We start from the raw sequence: 17,906 nt of genomic DNA, 5'->3' as shown, positions 1-17,906 counted from the left end.
GGTGTCTGGGCGGCGGTGCCGCCGCCCGTGCCCGGCAGGTGGGGCATGCCCGCGCCGGGGGCGGTGGTCTCGGTGGGGAGGGTGAGTCCCTCGCCGCCTTCGGCGGTGCCGAGGTGGGTGGCCATGTCGTCGCCGACGTCGGTGGATCCGGTCCAGGGTTTGGCGTCGTTGCCGAGCAGGCCGGAGGCGTCGCTGCGTTCGCCGCCCGGGGTGGGTGTCTGGGCGGCGGTGCCGCCGCCCGTGCCCGGCAGGTAGGGCATGCCCGCGCCCTGGACGCCTGTGCCCAGGCTCCCCGGGAACTCCGCACCGGCCTCGCCGGTGATCGGCAGGCCGGTCCCCAGCGGCGGCGAGCTGAGCCCTCCGGGCAGCCCGGAGGAGGTGGAGAGACCTCCCGGGAAGGCGGCGGCCGAGCCGCTGGGCAGGCCGCTGCCCAGCTTCCCGGTGCCGCCGACGCCGAGGCCTCCGCTGAACGGCTCGACGGCGGGGCTGCTCGCCCAGGTGTCCGGCTCGGCCGTCCCGAGACCCGCACCGCTGCCCAGCTTCCCGGTGCCGCCGACGCCGGTGCCGCCGCCGAAGGTGGTGGGCAGGGGCACGGGACTGCCGAGGGAGCCGGTGCCGAAGCCGGGCAGGGGGGCATCGGCGCCGAGCTTGCCGGTGCCGTCGGTGCCGGTCCCGTCGCCGAAGGGGGCGGCGCCTGGGGAAGAGAGCGACGCCGGGTCGAGCGAGCCGGTGCCACCAGTGTTCATCCCGCCGTCGAAGGGGGCGGCGCTGAGGGCGAAGTGCGACGGCGGGGTGAGCGAGCCGGTGCCACCAGTGTTCATCCCGCCGTCGAAGGGGGCGGCGCTGAGGGCGAAGTGCGACGGCGGGGTGAGCGAGCCGGTGCCACCGGTGTTCGTCCCGCCGTCGAAGGGGTTGAGGCTGTCGTGGAGGGCGTTGCCGGTGTCGAGCGGGTTGAAGTCGCCCGCGTGGGCGGCGACGAGGTCGGGCGGGACTGCACCGCCGATGGTGCCGGTGCCGCCGACGCCGGTGCCGCCGCCGAAGGGGGCGGGCTCCGTGACGGTGTGGGCGCCATTCGTGAGATCGTTGGGGCCGCCCGTGCCAGGCTTCGGAGTCGGGAACGGATCCAGGCCGAGCTGCGTGCCGGGAGGATTGGTGCTGTCGGTGAGCTTGGGCTGGGGCAGGTCGCTGGGCTTGGGCTGGGGCAGGTCGCTGGGCTTGGGCTGGGGCAGCCCGCTGCCCCCACCCCCGCCCCCGAGCGGCGAGGTGACGGGTGGTGGCGACGTGATGGAGTCGACGGTGACCTGGTAGTCGTTCGCGAGGCTCTTCAGCACGGCCCGCATGTCGCGGCTGATCCACTCGACCAGCTGGGGCGACTTGCTGATGGGATACAGGCCGTTGGACATCGGCTGGATGCCCATGGCCTGCGCCTGGTTGGCGTACCAGTTGTCGATCTCCGAGATCTTGTTCCGCGCGTTGGTCAGGTTGACCGCGTTGTCGGCGAGCTGTTGCGGGACGGAATCCGAACTGGTGCCGTGGCCTGAGATCACGTCGGCCACCGCGACCACCTGTTTCGAGAACAACTTGATCATGTCCAGGAAGGAGTCCGCGGCGTCACCCTTCCAGACGCCGTCCTTGCCCGCCAACGCGTTGCCCTGGTCGGCCAGAGCCTGGGAGACGCCGGTGAACACCTGCTGCACCTGGTAGAAGGCGTCGGCCGCGTCCTGGAGGCTCTGCGGGTCGGACACTGCCTTGGCCATGTCCTCGTTGCGGGCGTCGTCGACACCGTTGGCCAGGCCGAGGATGGCGAGCTCGATGTGCTTCCAGTCCCAGCTGTCGTAGTCGTAGATGTGGAAGCTGCCACTGTCGGGGTTGCCGTGGAGGGTGCCGTCGGGGTCCGTGACGACATTGGGGTCGCTGCTGCCCGTGCTGTTGTCACTACCGCTGTCCTTGCCGCCCATGACTCCTCCTGGCCAGTCCACCGGGCCGCCCGCCGCCGTTCCCGAGGCGGTCGGGAGGACGGCGGCGGGCTGCCACGCCCTTCAGCTGCTCTTACTGTTACCGCTGGTGTTGCCGTTGTTCTAACCGCCGCCTTGGCTGCCGCCGCTCTGGCTGCCGCTGCTCTGGCTGCCGCCCGTGCCCACGGCGGGATCGCCGCCGGCGTCGTGGATGAGCGTGTTGAAATCGGAGTTGGGGCTGCTCATCGCGTCGTTGAGGTCCTTGGCGGTCATCGAGTTGGCATCCTCGATGCTCTTGTACTGACCGCTCAACGTCCGTATGCCGTCCCGCAGGTCTCCCAGCGCCTTTCCGAGGTCGCTCAGCGCATCGATGCACTGCTTCTTCAGACCGTCGTCCGCGTCGAGGCCGTTGACCCCGAGCCGGATCTTGTAGGCGTGGTAGAAGTTGCCCGGCTGCACGCTGATCGGATGGAGAGCGGCCTTCGCCTGGTTCACCGGGTCGATGAGCCTGTCGATGTTGTCGGCGAACAGGTCAAGCGACGGCGTGTTCACCGAGGTGCCGCCCGACGAGTTCCCCGACCCCGCCGGCACGGGGGGCGGGGTGAACGTGTTCGGACTGCTGTAGTTGCCCTGCCCCGCCGTGACCGTGGTGCCGCCGCCGTACTGCTGGGGCTTGTGCGACGGCGACTGCGACTGCACGCCGGGTTTGGGCATCGGGGTGCCGCCGGGCATCGCCGGTCACACCCAGAGCTGGGAGCCAGCGCGCTCGCCGTTGTAGTAGTACTCGTTGATGGTGCCCAGCATTTGGACCGCCATGTTGGCCTTGTCGGTCATGTCGGTCGCGGCGTTGTCCCACTGCGCACGGACCTGGGTGTAGAGGTCCTTCGAGTCGGCGGTCCACTCCTGCAGGTTGATCGTGGACTGGCTGTCGAGGTCGGCCACCATCTGCTGGATCTGCCGGGTGATGGAGGCCATCTCGTCGACGATGGTGTTGACCTCGGCCATCTGGACGCTGTACGTGGTCATGGTGATTCGCTCCTCTGGGGGTGATGGTCGGGCGGCGGGGTCAGACCGGGAAACCGGCCAGGCCGGTGCCGCCCGCGCTGATCTGCTGCGCGACCTGGCTGGCCACCTGCTCGGTGTCCTGGTGCGTGTTGGCGTAGATGTTGGTGTGGGAGCCGAGCTTTTCCAGCATGGTGGTCAGCGCCTGGTTCACCGTCCGGAAGTCCGCAAGCCACTCCTGCATGGCCTGCTGGTAGATGTTGGCGGCCTGGCCCGTCCAGCTGGCGCTCAGGGCCTCGATCTGGCCCTCCACCTGGGCGTAGGAGGTGCTGGCGTGGTCCAGGGCGTTCTGGAACGTGTGCTGGGCGGCGGTCATGCCCGCCAGCTCGACCTGGGTCAGCTGCTCTGCCATGGTGCTTCCTTTCAGGAGTGTCCGCTCAGTGCGGGTTCCGGCTGCGGGGGTTGTTCGGCCTCGGGGCGGGTGCCGGTGCCCGCCGGAGGACGTGTGAGGTCGTCCAGGGTGACCGTGCGGGCGCTCGCGGTGGCGGCGATCCGCTCGGCCAGCCGGTGCGCCGCGTACGCGGTGCACTGCGCGGGCTGCTCGGCGAGGGCGGCGGTCAGCGCGGCCGCCGCCGCCTCGTCCAGCTGCATCCCGTAGGAGCGCAGTTGACGGTTAATCAGCTCCGTGGCCTGCTCGGCCGTGTAGTAGGCGAGTTCGACGTGCTGCGCGAAAGCCCGGGCCAGACTGGTCCGTTGGCGCAGGGCCCCCATCAGGTGCGGGCTGGTTCCGGACAGGACCAGCACGGTGCCTTCGGCGTTCCGGGCGACGGCGGCCAGCGCGTCGAGGACCGCGCCGCACTCCTCCGGGCGGCGCTGCGCGAAGGCCGCGTCCGCGTCTGCGACCAGTAGCCCGCCCGAGGCCTCGGCCATGGCGGCGGTCAGTCGCAGGAGCGGCTGTTCCGGCCAGCGAGCGGGCACGTCCGACAGTGGCAAGTGTACCGTCAAACCGGTTGATATCATTCCGAGTTCGACAAGGCAGCGGCCGTACTCCCGGGCAAGGGCCCGGCGCCCGCTGCCCGGCGCGCCCTCGATGACCAGGTGTGCCGGCCCGCCGACCGGCCGGCCCGTCCGCCGGGCCTCCGCCATCAGCAGTAGCCGCTCGCGCAGTGCGCCGCGGGCCGCCTCGATGCCGGTCATCGCTTCGAGGCGGCGCAGCCAGGGCCCCTCGGCCCCGCCTCCGGAGGGCGGCGGCTCGGTGCTGGCCGGCGCGGCCTGTCCGGCGGGAACGGTGAGCACGTCCGCGGCGGTCAGCCGGGACAATTCACGGTCGTTGTCCGGTGGTTCCGTGGCGAGCCGGGAGGCCTGGTGGTTGATCATCTCTTCGAAGACCTGCCGGGCGACCCGTCCGTTGCCGAAGGTGGCACTCTTCGGCACGTCGTCGAAGTAGCGGTGCAGTGCGGCCAGCGCGTCCCCGTCGGGCTCGTAGTAGTGCTTGTCGCACAGGCCCTGGACGATGGTGACCAGTTCCGCCGGGCTGTAGTTGGGGAACTCGACGGTGCGGGCGAAGCGCGAGGCCATGCCGGGGTTGGAGGCGAGGAACTGGTCCATCTGGGCGGAGTAGCCGGCGACGATGACCACGATCTCGTCGCGGTGGTCCTCCATCAGCTTCATCAGCGTCTCGACCGCCTCCTGGCCGAAGTCCGGTCCGCTGCCCTTGGACTGGTTGGTCAGGGTGTAGGCCTCGTCGATGAAGAGCACGCCGCCGAGCGCCTTCTTGAAGACCTCGGTGGTCTTGATCGCGGTGCCGCCGATGATCTGCGCGACGAGGTCGGCCCGGGCCACCTCCACGATGTGGCCCTGGCTCAGGATGCCCAGCTCGGCAAGCACCGCCCCGTACAGCCGGGCCACGGTGGTCTTGCCGGTGCCCGGAGGGCCCGCGAAGACCAGGTGGCGGCTCATCGGCGGCATCGGCAGGCCCATCCCCTGCCGGCGCTGGGCCAGCTTGTTGAGGTTGATCAGGCCGGTGACCTCGCGCTTGACACTCTCCAGTCCGACCAGGGCGTCCAGGTCGGCCAGCGGCCCGGTGTCCGGGCCGCCGGCCTGAGCCGGGTCGGGCACCGGGCCGGACGGCAGGCTGTTGGCCGCCTCGCTCGCACCGGTGGCATTCGGCCGGTCGCCGTCGGTGTCCAGCCGGACGACCTCCGGCTGCCCGGCCCCCTGGGCCCGGCCGACGGCCGCCCCGCCGTTGCCCCGGATCTCGCAGTCGTGGATCCGCACCGGCCCGTCGGTGGCGGAGCGCACTCCGTCGCCGTTGTTGTCGCAGAGCGCGCAGTTGCTCAACTCGGCGCGGGAGGACGGGTGCAGGTGCACACCATGGCGCCGGGCGCCGGTGACCCGGCAGCCGACGGCGGTGAGCGAGCCGCCCTCCGAGACCCGGATGCCGTCGCCGCCAGAGCCGGTGAACTCGCTTTCCCTGGCGGTCAGTTCGCAGCCATCGCCGACCAGTGCGGGGCAGCCGCGCAGCAGGGAGGAGACCAGCTCGGCGCGGGCGCCGCCGGCCAGCGTCAGGGTCGCGTCCCCGCCGGTGGCGAGCACTCGCACCCCGACGAGCTCGGCGGTCGTGCCCTCGCCCAGCGCGATCCCGCAGCCGCGGGCGATCTCGATCTCCGTCTCGCGCGCCGACAGCCGGCTCGCGCCCGCCAGGCTCACCGCGGCGGTGGCCGTTCCGGTGAAGGAGGTCCCCTCGCAGACCGCCTCGGAGTCGCCCTCCACCAGTAGGCCGACCTGCGCCTCGGCGATCCGGCAGCCCTCCAGGCGCGGCCGGGAGCCCTCGGCCACCTGCACCCCGCCGCCGGTGGCCGGACCGATGGCACAGCCGCGCAGCACGGGTCGGGCCCCGCCGCCGACGTGCACCGAGGTGCCCCGCGATCCGGTGAACGAGCAGTCGGTCAGGACGGTCTCGCCGTGGCTGGTCAGATAGGCGTCCAGCATCGAACTGCCGGTGATGGCGAGACCGTTCAGTCGTGCCTGGCCGTCCTGTTCGACGGCGACCGCCGGCTTGCCGCTGCCGTCGATCCGCCCGCCCTCGACCACCACCGCGCCGCGTCCGTTGACGCAGATGCCGTTGCCGCGTGGCCGCTCCAAGGAGCAGTCGCGGATGGTCAGTTCGCCCTGTTCGGCGACGACGAACGCGGAGGAGGCGACGTCGGCGATCACGCACTGCTCCACCAGGTTGCCGCCGGGGGAGGTCACCACGATGCCGGCGCCCCGGGTGTTGGAGACCCGGCAGTCGCGCAGTGCCAGCACTCCGTCGTGCCAGGCCAGTACCGCGGCCCAGGCCTCGCCGGAGAGCCGGCAGCCGTCCAGCGCTGCCTGGCCGCGCCGCACGTCCAGCACCGGCGCCTCGCCGTCGGCGCCGGAGAGCTGGAGACCGGACAGGCGCACCGCCTCGGCGTCCAACACCACGGTGCTCCCGGCGGCCGAGTGCAGCAGCACCGGGCCGTCGCCGTCCTCGGCGGCCAGCGTCACCGGTTTGGTGATGGTGAGCGCCTCCTCGTACCGGCCCGCGGCCACGGTGATCAGGGCGCCCTCGGCCGCGTCGGCCAGCGCCGCGCCGATGGTGGGATAGGCGCCCGCCCGTTCCCGGGAGACGAGCAGCAGCTGGCTCATGCACCCATCTCGCAGAGCTCGGCGGGCGCTTCGCGCACCCGCACCTTCTTGATGACGAGCTCTCCCGCAGCCTCCGGCCGGGGGGACCCCCACCGCTCGCTCATTCGGCTGCCGCCTTCCGCGCCGCCCGGGGAAGCAGGCCCGGCGCGGCAGCGAGCGGCGGCGGGGTCCGCCCGGCGTCCCCGGCCCTCGCGGGGGTGTCGGTGTCCAGGCCGTCGGCGGCTTGGGCCAGGCCTTCCAGGGCGATCTCGTCGAGCGGCACGCGTGCCTTCCCGTCCTCGGCGCTCTCCGACGCGGAGAGCTCTCGCAGCAGCAGTCGGTCGTGGTCGTCGGTGCCCAGCACCCGGAACCTCGTCCCGGGCAGGAAGACCACCCGCTCGGGGGCGGCCGGGTCGACCAGGGCGGTGCGCCGGGCCGTCAGCGACCAGATCAGGAAGTCGCTCGTGCCGTTCGCCGGCTCCGCCGCGCGGGCCCACGCGGTGCAGAAGGCCCACTCGGTCAGCACGTCGTTCTCGCGGTACCAGGCCCGTTCGGAGGGGTGCAGCGCCGAGCGCAGCAGCGAGGCACCCCGATGGGACGGCAGTCGTCGAAGGCCCGCCGCCACACAGCGGGCCAGCGGCACGTGCGGTCCGACGGTCGCCGTCCGGACGGCCGCGTCGAGCGCCGCGCCGTCGCCGGAGAGGTAGAGCCGCAGGGCCACCAGATCGGTGAACGCGTCGCTCTCCTCGGTCCGGGTGGTGCCGCGCAGGCCGGGGGATTCGGACAGCAGCCGGGAGACCGTGCCGGAGGCCGCGTTGAACTGCCGGGCGAAGGTGCGCCGCACCCACTCCCGTTCCTGGTCCATCCCGCGCTCCTGCGGTACGGCGCTCGCGCCGGCCCTGGGCACCGGCTGCATCCGGACCCCGGACGGCGCCGCCGGAGCGGGTACCGGTGCCGCGGGCGAGGCGGAGTCCGCCACGCCGGGCGGCGCGGCGGCGGTCAGCACCGGCGGTGCGACCGACTCCAGCCGGATCCCGGCGATGCCCGCGGGACGGGCGGTCGGTGGGGCGGGCGCGGTGGCGGCCGGCGGTGGCGGCGGGTCCTGCCGGGGGGCGGGGGGCGTGGCCGGTGCGTCGGCGGGCGGTGCCGGGGGCGTGTGGTCGGGTTGAGCCGGGTCGGAAGGGGAGGTCCGGGGTGCCGGCGGGTCCTGGCACGGGGCCGCCTCGCCCGTGGGAGGAGCGGGCGGCGCGAGCGGGGAGGGCGAGGGCGGCTCGGGCCGTGAAGCCGGTCCGGGCTGCGGGCTCGTGGTCGGCTCGGCCTGGTCCGGTGACGGGCCGTCGCCGAGCGCGGGGCCTGGTGCGGCGTCGTTCTCGCGCGGGCTGCCCGGTAGGACCGTGCCGGACTCGGTGTCGGGGCGTCCGGGCCCGGTGGGCGGTGCGGCCTGCGTGGTCGGGGGTGCCAGTGGCTCGTCCCCGGTGGGCGTGCCGGGAGTTCGCCCGTCTGCCGGGCCCGGCCTGGAGCCGGAGTCGGGGCCGGGTGTGCCCGTGGCGCGGGTGCCGAAGGGGCCGGTCGGTGCCTGGGCGTCCCGGTGCCCGGGTTCCGTCCACTCGGCGGCTGCAGCAGCGGCCGACGGTGACGTGTCCGGTCCGGTGGGCGGCGCGCTCGACAACCGCGCGGACGCGGCGGCCGCAGCCCCTGCGCCGGACGTGCCGAGGGCCGGCCCGGTAGAGGTCAGCAGGCTCTCGGACGGGCGGGACGGCCCCATGGCGCGACCGGATTCCGTCCGGGCACGGTGGGGCGGGCGCGTCGGCCCGGCGCCGTGCGGGTCGGCCACGGCGGCCGGCGGGGTCGTGGCCCGGGTGACGGGTGCGTCGGCCGCCCCGAGGTCGTCGGCCGTGCCCCCGGCGGGCCGGGCGCTCGCCCGCCAGCGCGCTCGGGGCTCGGCGGGGGCGGGGCCCGCCGCGGGGGTGCCGGCGGCTACGGGGAGGTCGGCCGCTACGGGCTCGTCGGTCACGCCGGAGGCGGCCGCCGTCCAGAACGCGAGGTGCGCGGGGCGGCGCGGAGCCGTCCGGGCGGCCGTGCCCGGCCGTGCGCCGTCCTCCACCGCCACCGGCTCGCCGAGAGACCACATGCCGGCGTGGTCGGCCGGTGCGGCGATGCCGGGGGTGTCGGCGGGCGCGATCCGGTAGGCGTCGCGCGCCTCGGGCGGCAGCAGCCACAGCAGGTCCTGGGCGAAGGCGTGCATCCGCTCGGCGGTCGCCGGCTCGCTGCGGTCGTACAGCAGTGCGGCGTAACCCTGTGGGGCGGGCAGCCGGCGGACGTCGTCGCCGTCGCCGGGCTCCAGCGCCGGACGGAGCCAGAGCCCGCTCTGCACGATCTCCAGTACCGCTCCTGCGGCGAACTCCCATACTCCAGTGCCAACTTGGGGAAGGGCTGGCAGCGGTGCGCGCACCCCGAGCAGTTCCGGCGGCGGTGCTTCGAAGAGTGTCTGGGGGCGTGGCGAGTAGCGGTACCGGGCAGCGTGCGGCTGCCAGCCGGGCGAGCCGTCGGCGAGCAGGCCGCGCACGTGCGGCGGGGCGTCGTGCGCGGCCGGCAGCACCGGCAGGCCCGCGCACACCACCACGTGCTGCCCGAAGGCGTCCGCCAGCTCCTGGCCGAGCGCGCCGGCCCCGGGGGGCAGCGCGACCGGTCCGTACGGGACGAACCGCACCTGGCGGCGCACCGACGGCAGCAGGGTGTCCCACAGCCCGATCGCGTCGGCCAGCGGGACGGCGGGGCCGCCCGGGCTGCCGAGGACCACGGTCAGCACGTGCGGGTCGGCGGGCAGGGTCTCCACCAGCCTGCGCCACCCGTCGAGCAGCCCGGTCGGCCGTGCGCCGCGCAGCCAGACGCCGCAGGGCACCGACTCGACCATGCCGTACGGGCTGGTGGCCCACGGCCGGTCGAGAGTGGAGAACTCCCACAGCGGCCGGGGGTAGCGGTGGGACTCCGGCTGCGCGAGGCGCCCCGGGCGCAGCTGGAGCCAGCCGGCGCCGTGGTCGATCGGGACGAACAGGCCGCCGCCCGCGGTGGGCACCGGCTCGCCGTCGGGTACCAGGACGACCCGGTCCAGGTGGTCGGCGATCCGCTGCCCCGCCCGCCGGGCCTCCGCCGCGGTGGCGCGCCCGAAGACCAGCCGCAGGCTGCCGGGCCGGTCGGCGAGCAGCCGGGCCACCGGCTCCCAGGCGGTGTCCAGCGCGCCGCGGGGCAGGTCCAGGACGACCGGGGTGTGCTGCGGGTCCGGTGCCAGCCGGGCCGTGAACTCCACTGCCTGGGGGTCCGGTCGGCCCTTGGGGTGGACGAGCAGGGCGTGCCCGGCGGCCCGGCACTGCAGCCCCGGGGCGGCGGATCTGGTCTTGAGCCGCACGGTCACCGACCCCCCAGCGTCGCGCGGGCGGCGGCGACGCCCAGCACCGGGCCCTGCGGGAGTTCGGCGAGCAGTTCCGTGGGCAGGGGCGTCCTGGCCTGGCCGGCCAGGCCGAGCTGAGTGGCGGCCTGGCCGTCGCCGAGCGGGTAGGCCGTGCCCTGGTCGTCGATCAGATAGGTCCGCGGGTCGGGGGCCTGGGCCGCGAGCTGGGACTGGTCCACGGCGTAGACGCCGCCGTCGGCCGGCAGGAGGACGGCACGGGCGCCGGTGGCCGCGGCGCCGCCCTCGAGGACGACACGGGTGGTGACGCCCGTGGCGTCGGACGACTGCGCCAGGCAGAGGGCCTGGCCGGCGGCCGTGACCGGGGGCGCGTTGCGCACGTCGGGCAGCTTGCCGGTCGGCGAGGGCGCGGTGGACAGCGGCGCGCCGGCCATGTCCGTCGCGCTCACCTGGCGGACGGCCGGTGCGCCGGGGGCCGCGGCGAGCAGCGCGGACTCGCTGGCGCTGACCGGGGCGATGCCGTCGGACAGCATCACGTAGTGGTGGTCGGTGCCGCCCGTGGTGGTGGTGAACAACTGGCCCACGGTGACCGCGGCGCCGGCCACCTGCCCGGCCGCGGTGCCCGCCCCGGCGATGGTCGTGGCGGCGAGCGGCACGCCCTCCGGCAGGGCGGCGAGCCAGCTCTGCGGTGCCGGTGTCGCCTGGTCGCCGTCGAGGCCGAGGGCGATCAGCGTGCCGTCGGAGGGCACCGGGTAGCGGGTGCCCCCGAACAGCAGGTAGCGCTTGCCGTCGGGGCCGGCGAGCAGGGCCTGGCGGCCGGCCGGCACGGGCGCGGTGTGCCCCTGGGGCGCGAAGTCCACGCTCTCGCCGGTCGACAGGTCGGGTCGCAGGCAGCGCGTCCAGCCGCCGGACAGCAGGGCCCGGGCCGTGGGCACGGTGTCCGGCGCGTCGGGGATGCCGACGGGGGCGCCGTGCGGGGTGCCGGCCAGCGAGGCGCGGCCAGCCGTCTGCATCGTGGTGCCCGCGCCGGCGAGGAGCAGTGCGGAGGCCTGGTTGCGCACCGGGTGCAGCTCGCCGTTGGCGTAGAGGTAGCGGTTGCCGGTCTGCTGCTCCAGGACGATCGAGCCGGGCGTCCGCCAACCGGTCGACGGGAGGGGGGAGATCAGCCCGTACACGCCGAACCCGGTGCACAGCAGGGCGGTGATCCCGGCCCCGAGGAAGGTGCCGAGTGCGGCGCGCCCGGTCGGGCTCTCGCCACGCCCGGGGTCGCCGCTGACCAGGGCCGTGGCCAACCTGCCCATGGCGAACTGGTAGGCCTGGACGTGGTCGCGTCGGGTCTGCACTGGTGTCGTCCTCTCAGCTGAACAGCGCCCGGACGGCCGCGTAGAGATGGACGGTTTGCAGGAGCAGCGGGAACAGGGCCAGCGAGGCGAGGAGTTCGAGGATGTCGCCGATGTGCCCCCAGATCGGCAGCGGGCGGCTACTCGGCAGCCGCCGGGCGGCCACCAGTAGCAGCGCGGCGCAGGTGAGCAGCAGCGCGAGCACGGCCAGTCGCGGCCCGGCCCCGGCGGCAGCCACGCGCACCAGGAGCAGCACGACCAGCCCGGCGGCTCCGGCCAGCACCGCCGGCACGCGCTGCAGCGTGCCGGTCAGGCCCCGGGCGCGCAGCAGCACCGCGGCGCTGAAGACCAGCGGCACCAGCCAGCCGGTCCACCCGGGTTGGTGGGCCAGGTACCAGAAGCCAGCCGCGTGGACCAGGGCGCCCGCCAGGCCGAGGCCGTCGAGGCAGGCGGTCGCGGTGGCCACCCGCCGCTCGATGCGCTGCTGCGGCTCCGGCTCGATGTCCTCCTGCAACTCCTCCGCGTTGTGCGGCAGTTGCGGGGCCCGCAGCCGGGCCGCCCGCAGCGCCAGGCGCGGGCCGAAGTGGCCGAGCACGAACATCGCCCCGGCCGTGATGCCGGCCGCCTGCCCGACGCTCCAGTGCGCCAGCTCGACGAGTGCCGCCGCGGCCGCCGCGGCGAGCGCGGCGAGCAGTGCGGTGCTGGAGGCGGCGACCGGCAGGACCCGCACGCTCAGCAGCACGGCGGACAGCACGGTCACGCATCCCGCGGCGATCAGCACGCCGCGCGCGTCCGCGAGGTGGCCGCCTGACGTCAGCCCGGTGAGCGCGCCGAAGAGCAAGCAGGCGCCGCCGGCGAGCATGGCGGCGGCGCGGTCCGCAAGCAGCCGCCGGACCACCGCGCTGCCCCCGGCCAGCGCCACCGCGATGACGCCCGCGCAGGCCGCGGTGAGCCTGCCCGGCCCGTTGCCGAGCAGGGCCGCCGCCAGGGCGAGCAGCGCCAGTGCGGCCAGGGCGAGCGCCAGGCGCCGGGTGGAGCGCGGCTGCCAGCGGCCGGACTGCCCGGCGACCACGTGCGCCACGCCGTCGGCGAGATCGTCGAACTGCAGCGCAGGCAGCGCCGCTTCGGCGGGACGCAGGTGGAGCACGTCGCCGTCGCGCAGGCCCAGGCTCTGCGGTGTGCCGGCCGGATCGAGCGGATCCTGCCCGAACCGTTGCAGCACCCACGCGGCGCCCGGCTCCGAGGAGAGCTCGGGCAGGGCGTCCAGCAGGACGGCCTGCAGGGCGGAGACGGTCAGCGTGACGGGGATCGCGAGATCGCTCCGGCCGGCCGGAGCGTCCACGGTGATCCGGCACACCTCGGGGACGGCGAGCGGTTCGCGGAGGGCGGCGGTGCGGGGTGCGGGGCTCACGGGGTGGCTACCAATCCGGTCTGGACGAGCCGGACGGACCGGCGGGTGACGAGTTGGGCGCGTCCGGCGGGCAGCGTGCGCGGTTTCGCCTCGCCGAGGAACTTGCCCTCCTCCTTGGGGTAGGAGAACAGCAGGGCCGGGTTGCCGAGCTCCCACAGGTGGCGCAGCACCGGGTCCATCATGGCGCGCATGGCGCCGGAGGTGCTGCGCGCGACCACCACGTGCATGCCGATGGCGGGGCCGTGCGACAGCAGCGACACCAGCGGGGCCAGCGGCGCGGGCTGGCCGGTGGAGGCGGCGAGCAGGTCGTAGTCGTCGATGACGAGGAAGAGCAACGGTCCGCTCCACCAGTCGCGCCGGGCGAGCCGCTCGGGGGTGATGTCGGGCCCGGGGACGCGCTTGCCGAGCGAGACGGCCGTGTTCTTGGCGAGGAGCCCGAGTGAGTCCCGGTCCACCACGTAGCCGACCCGGTACTCCTCGGGGACCATGGCGAGCAGCCCGCGTCCGGGGTCGGCGATCGCGATCCGCGCCTGCTCGGGGGTGTACCGGCTGGTGACGGCCCGGATCGCCAGCCGCAGGGCGTTGGTCTTGCCGCTCTCGCCGTCTCCGAGGACCATCAGGTGCCCGTTCGTCGAGAAGTCGTGCCAGACGGGCTCCAGCCGCTGCTCGTCCAGCCCCAGGCAGATGCGCAGATCCCCTTCGGCGGACGGGAGTTGCTCGACCGGCAGCCGGCTGGGCAGCAACCGCACCCCGGTCGCCGACGGGCCGCTCCAGAAGGTGCCGATCTCCGCGACCGCGGCCTTGGTCGCCTGGGTGAGGTCGGCGGTCACCGAGGAGCTGTCCAGCCGGGGCAGCGCGGCCAGGAAGTGGTAGCCGGACGGCGTCAGGCCCCGGCCCGGCTGGTGCGGTACGGCCGCGGCGAGCCGGGTGCCCACCTCTGACTCCAGCGCGTCACCGAGCCGCAGTTCGAACTTGGTGCCCAGCATGTCGCGCAGCCGCGGCCGGATCTCCGACCAGCGCACCGCCGAGGCGACCACATGGATGCCGAAGGACAGGCCGCGCACCGCGAGTTCCATCACCCGTGGCTCCAGGTCGTCGAAGTCCTGGCGCAGGGTGAACCAGCCGTCCACCACCAGGAAGACGTCGCCGTACGGGTCGTCCACCTGGCGCAGCGCGCGCAGCCGCCGGTAGGCGTCCATGGACTCCAGGCCGCGTTCGGTGAACTCCCGTTCCCTGCGTTCCAGCAGCTGGGTGAGTTCGGCGACGGTGCGCAGCACCCGGTCACGCTCCAGCCGGGTGGCGACCGAACCGACGTGCGGCAGCCCGGCGATGGAGACCAGGCCGCCGCCGCCGAAGTCCAGGCAGTAGAACTGGACTTCTTCCGGGGTGTGGGTGAGCGCAAGCGCCAGGACCAGGGTGCGCAGCAGGGCGGACTTGCCGGTCTGCGGCGCACCGACCAGGCCCAGGTGGCCGTCCGCACCGGACAGGTCGGCCACCAGCAACTCGCGGGACTGTTCGAACGGCCGGTCCACGGTGCCGAGCGGGACGGTGAACCGGCCCACCCCCGGGTGGTCCGCCGCGCTCATGCCGCGCACCGGGTCCGGCACGATGCCCGGCAACAGCTGGTCCAGACTGGGCGGTTCGGTGAGCGGCGGCAGCCAGACCTGGCGGGCGGGCGGGCCGCTCTCCTCCAGGCGGCCGACCAGTACCTCCAGCAGGCTCTCGGTGCCGGGCGACTCGCCCGTCGCACCCGCTTCATGCGCCCGCGCGGCGGGCCGCGGACCGGGCGGCCGGAGCTCCTCGGGCGGCTCCGACGGCTCGCTGAGCAGCGGACCCTGCTGGTCGAGGCCGAACGGCGTCACCTCGTCGCGCGCCTTGGCCTGCTGCGCCGACTCCTGGCCCGGTCCCACCGGTTCCGGCGCCGGACCGGAGACGTACGCCGCCTTGAACCGGACCAGATTGGTGGTGTCCACCTTGAGGTAGCCGTGGCCGGGCGCCGACGGCAGCTCGTACGCGCTGGCGACGCCGATCACGCTGCGGGACTCCATCGAGGAGAAGGTGCGCAGCGCCAGGCGGTAGGAGAGATGGCCCTCCACCTTGTGGATGCGGCTCTCGTCCAGCCGCTGCGAGGCGAGCAGCAGGTGCACGCCGAGGCTGCGCCCGAGGCGCCCGATGGAGACGAAGAGGTCGATGAACTCGGGCTTGCTGGAGAGGAGTTCCGAGAACTCGTCAACGATGATCAGCAGTGAGGGCAGCGGGGCGAGGCCGGCCCCGGCGCCGCGCGCCTTCTCGTACTCGAAGAGCGAGGAGTGGCCGGAGTTCCGCAGCAGTTCCTGACGGCGGATCATCTCGCCGTTGATGGAGTCCCGCATCCGGTCGACCAGGTGGATCTCGTCGGCGAGGTTGGTGATGACGGCGGAGGTGTGCGGCAGCCGGTCCATGCCCAGGAAGGTGGCGCCGCCCTTGAAGTCCACCAGGACCAGGTTGAGCACCTCGGAGGAGTGGGTGGCGACCAGGCCCAGCACCAGGGTGCGCAGCAGCTCGCTCTTGCCGGAGCCGGTGGCGCCGATCAGCAGGCCGTGCGGACCCATGCCGCCCTGCGCGGACTCCTTGAGGTCGAGCTCGACGACCTCGCCGTCCTCGGTCACCCCGAGCGGCACCCGCAGCCGGGCGGCCTGCGCCTGCCGCGGCCCCCAGAGCGTGGGCACGTCGAAGCGGTACGGGTCCCGGATGCCGAGCAGGGTGGTCAGCTCCAGGTCCTGCTCCAGCGGGCGGTCGACCAGGTCGACGGCGCCACCGGTGCGCCTGGGCGCGAGCACCCGGGCCAGGGTCTCGGCCTCGGCTGGCAACAGCGTGTCCGCGGTCGCGGCCACCGTGTCCGTACCGGAGGGGAACTCCACCCGCCGGCCGTGCAGGCTCAGCCTCAGCACCTTGGGTCCACCGGTCATGGCTCCGGTGGCGTCCAGCAGCACCAGGTTGCGCAGGCCGCCGTGGAGCAGCCGGGAGGTTTCCGGTAGCCGCACGCCCTGGGCGACGACCACGACGAACGGCTCGGCGATGCTGGCAGAGGCGTTCGGGTCGTGGTCCGGCCGGTCCGCGACGTCGGAGCCGAGCAGCTCCAGCAGGGCGTCGTGTTCCCCGGCCGCCAGCCGGAGCGGGCCGGCCGCGTCCTGCTGCGTCGGGTGCGCGTTGTGCGGCAGCCACTTGAGCCAGTCCCACTCCCGGCGGCCCGCCTCGCCGGCCAGCAGCGCTATCCGCAGCTCGTCGGGCGAGTGCAGCACCGCCAGTTGGGCCACCATGGCCCGCAGGAGACCGAGCGCCGGCTCGCCCTCCCCGGCGAACTCCACGCTGGTGAACCGCTGCAGCGCCAGCGGGACGGGGAGTCGGGGGACCGTCTGGTGCGCTTTGGTGAACCGCCGCAGCGACACCGCAGCAAGCGGCTCCAGGTCCTCCACCGGCTTGGTCTGCGGCGGCACGAACTCCAGCGCGGCGCGCCGCAGTCCGAGCCCGATCCGGATCCGCCCGAAGTCCTCGTGGCTCGGCCGCCGCTCCCACAGTCGGGGACCGCGGGCCAGCGCCCAGAGTTCGCCGGGCTCCGGGTTGTCCCACAGCAGCGCGGCCCGCTGCTGGCTCGCCGCCGTCTGGGCCTGCCGCCGCTTCTGCGCCAAGTAGCGGAGGTAGTCCCGCCGTTCGGCGCGCATCCGGCGCCGCCGCTCACCACCGGCGCGCCCGAGCTGAGTGAGCGTCATGCTCACCATCGCGACGCCCATCATCCCGGACATCATGTAGGTGGACGGACCGGCGGCGCGTGTCGAGAACATCAGCACCATGGCACCGGTCCCCAAGCCCATCGGCAGGTACATCAGCGCGGAGCCGAAGTCCAATCCGGCAGGCTCGCCGAGCACCGGGGGCTCGGCGAGTTCGACCTCGCCCTCCGGCATGGCGGGACGTTCGGCGCGCGGCGCGCGCTTGACCAGCAAGTTGCTCAAGGGAGTTCGCTTTCCTTCGTGCACTGGCACGACAATCGCATGAGGGACTCTAAATGGTTCACCCGGCCCTGTAAACGCGATCCGGACAGGAACTCCGTGACTCCCCCCGACTTTTGCCCGTTCGGACATTTCCCGGCGGGAACGTGAATTGACGAAACCTCGGCAGGTGCTCAAAAGATTGAGGTCAGGTCGGGCTCGAGAACTCCACCGTCATCGCGGCGAGTGCGACTCGGGCATCACTCGGGCAGGACTCGGAGATTTCGGAGTCTTTGGCCCTGCCCGGCAGCTGTGCGGGCAGGGCGGATCGGGCAGCCGGTCCGGTTTGTTCCCAAAAAGGGGGGACGGTGACGGGCGTTGGTCTCGTGATGGCGGGCCATGGTGGCGACGGGCTGCTCGTGGCTGCCGGGTGCACACCGCCCGCCAGCGCTGCGACCTGCGGCAGCGGCCGTCGTCTGCGGCCCGCCCGGCCCGCCTCCCGGGCGGGCGGACGCGTCCCGGGCCGAGCGTCCGACCCCGCGAGGATGAGGCGTCGAGCGGTGAACTCCCACGGCGGAATGCAGGATTGTCGCCGCCAGATACGGAGTCCCGGGCACGGCCCGGTCACCGTGCGGTTGCGGGAGTCCCGCAATACCGACCATCGGGCCCGGGTATATTGTCGCCGTCCCGCCATCTCGGGGAAATGCGGTCTTGTCGACACGTACACCGAAACGAACACGGTGCCCTTTGCCGGTCGACCCGTCGGGCGGCTGCCGGCAGGAGCGATCGGGCGCCAAGTCTCAGTCTCGATTGATCAGCGGTGAACGGTTGCCGACCTGGATTCTGCGCGTGCGCGCGCCCGCCTGGAGTGGTCGGCTGGTCCGATGAATCCGGTTCGTTCTGGTGGGGTGGCTGTCCGCGGGTTCGCTCCGCGGGCGCCGGCTCCCACGGGCTGGGGGTCCTCGATCCCTCCTGGTCCTTGAAGGTCGCCACCCACGCCGAGCGCTGGTCCGTTCCGTGACCGTCGCCTACGAGGCCCCGGCCCAGTAACCCCAGGCACGCAATTCGTGGTGCAGGACGGACGCTAGTGCCGCATCAGGCAACGTTCGCCCTTTGGGCCCGATGGTGACTGACCGCTCGATACATTGAGGCATGGCCGACATCGTCAATGTGCGTTCA

Annotated in this window: 9 protein-coding genes; all 9 read right to left on the bottom strand. The window is 73.9% G+C overall.

Annotated elements, in window-relative coordinates; genetic code table 11:
* On the bottom strand, positions 1–1,958 hold a 1,958-nt coding region (locus ACIGXM_RS28505; RefSeq protein ID WP_396565776.1), incomplete at its 3' end, for a WXG100 family type VII secretion target.
* A 120-nt stretch (positions 1,959–2,078) separates the two neighbouring features.
* Complete coding sequence (locus tag ACIGXM_RS28500; RefSeq protein ID WP_396565774.1) at positions 2,079–2,687, bottom strand: hypothetical protein; 609 nt, start codon at positions 2,685–2,687, stop codon at positions 2,079–2,081.
* 6 nt (positions 2,688–2,693) lie between these two features.
* Entirely contained in the window at positions 2,694–2,981 is a 288-nt protein-coding gene (locus ACIGXM_RS28495; RefSeq protein ID WP_396565772.1) for a WXG100 family type VII secretion target, read from the bottom strand.
* 40 nt (positions 2,982–3,021) lie between these two features.
* Positions 3,022–3,369 (bottom strand): WXG100 family type VII secretion target, encoded by a 348-nt coding sequence (locus tag ACIGXM_RS28490; protein ID WP_396565770.1) that lies wholly within the window; start codon positions 3,367–3,369, stop codon positions 3,022–3,024.
* Positions 3,370–3,380: 11 nt separating this feature from the next.
* Complete coding sequence (locus ACIGXM_RS28485) at positions 3,381–6,626, bottom strand: right-handed parallel beta-helix repeat-containing protein (RefSeq protein ID WP_396565768.1); 3,246 nt, start codon at positions 6,624–6,626, stop codon at positions 3,381–3,383.
* A gap of 100 nt (positions 6,627–6,726) precedes the next feature.
* Positions 6,727–10,017 (bottom strand): hypothetical protein, encoded by a 3,291-nt coding sequence (locus ACIGXM_RS28480; protein WP_396565766.1) that lies wholly within the window; start codon positions 10,015–10,017, stop codon positions 6,727–6,729.
* Positions 10,014–11,354 carry a type VII secretion protein EccB gene (eccB, locus tag ACIGXM_RS28475; RefSeq protein ID WP_396565764.1) on the bottom strand — a complete coding sequence of 447 codons (1,341 nt, stop codon included), beginning with the start codon at positions 11,352–11,354 and terminating at the stop codon, positions 10,014–10,016. The genes ACIGXM_RS28480 and eccB overlap by 4 nt, the downstream gene beginning before the upstream one ends.
* A 13-nt stretch (positions 11,355–11,367) precedes the next feature.
* Positions 11,368–12,762 carry a type VII secretion integral membrane protein EccD gene (eccD, locus tag ACIGXM_RS28470; RefSeq protein ID WP_396565762.1) on the bottom strand — a complete coding sequence of 465 codons (1,395 nt, stop codon included), beginning with the start codon at positions 12,760–12,762 and terminating at the stop codon, positions 11,368–11,370.
* On the bottom strand, positions 12,759–16,751 hold the full coding sequence (eccCa, locus tag ACIGXM_RS28465; protein ID WP_396565760.1) for a type VII secretion protein EccCa: 3,993 nt from the start codon (positions 16,749–16,751) through the stop codon (positions 12,759–12,761). Before eccCa ends, eccD begins: the two co-directional genes overlap by 4 nt.
* Between the last annotated feature and the right edge of the window lie 1,155 nt (positions 16,752–17,906).

Origin of the sequence: Kitasatospora sp. NPDC052896 (assembly GCF_044547075.1) — a bacterium.
Taxonomy (GTDB): Bacteria; Actinomycetota; Actinomycetes; order Streptomycetales; family Streptomycetaceae; genus Kitasatospora.
This window is presented reverse-complemented; position numbering and strand designations above follow the sequence as displayed.

Coding starts and splice junctions, on each gene's coding strand:
- ACIGXM_RS28500 (WP_396565774.1), bottom strand. CDS start 2,687: ATGCCCGGCGGCACCCCGATGCCCAAACCCGGCGTGCAGTCGCAGTCG.
- ACIGXM_RS28495 (WP_396565772.1), bottom strand. CDS start 2,981: ATGACCACGTACAGCGTCCAGATGGCCGAGGTCAACACCATCGTCGAC.
- ACIGXM_RS28490 (WP_396565770.1), bottom strand. CDS start 3,369: ATGGCAGAGCAGCTGACCCAGGTCGAGCTGGCGGGCATGACCGCCGCC.
- ACIGXM_RS28485 (WP_396565768.1), bottom strand. CDS start 6,626: ATGAGCCAGCTGCTGCTCGTCTCCCGGGAACGGGCGGGCGCCTATCCC.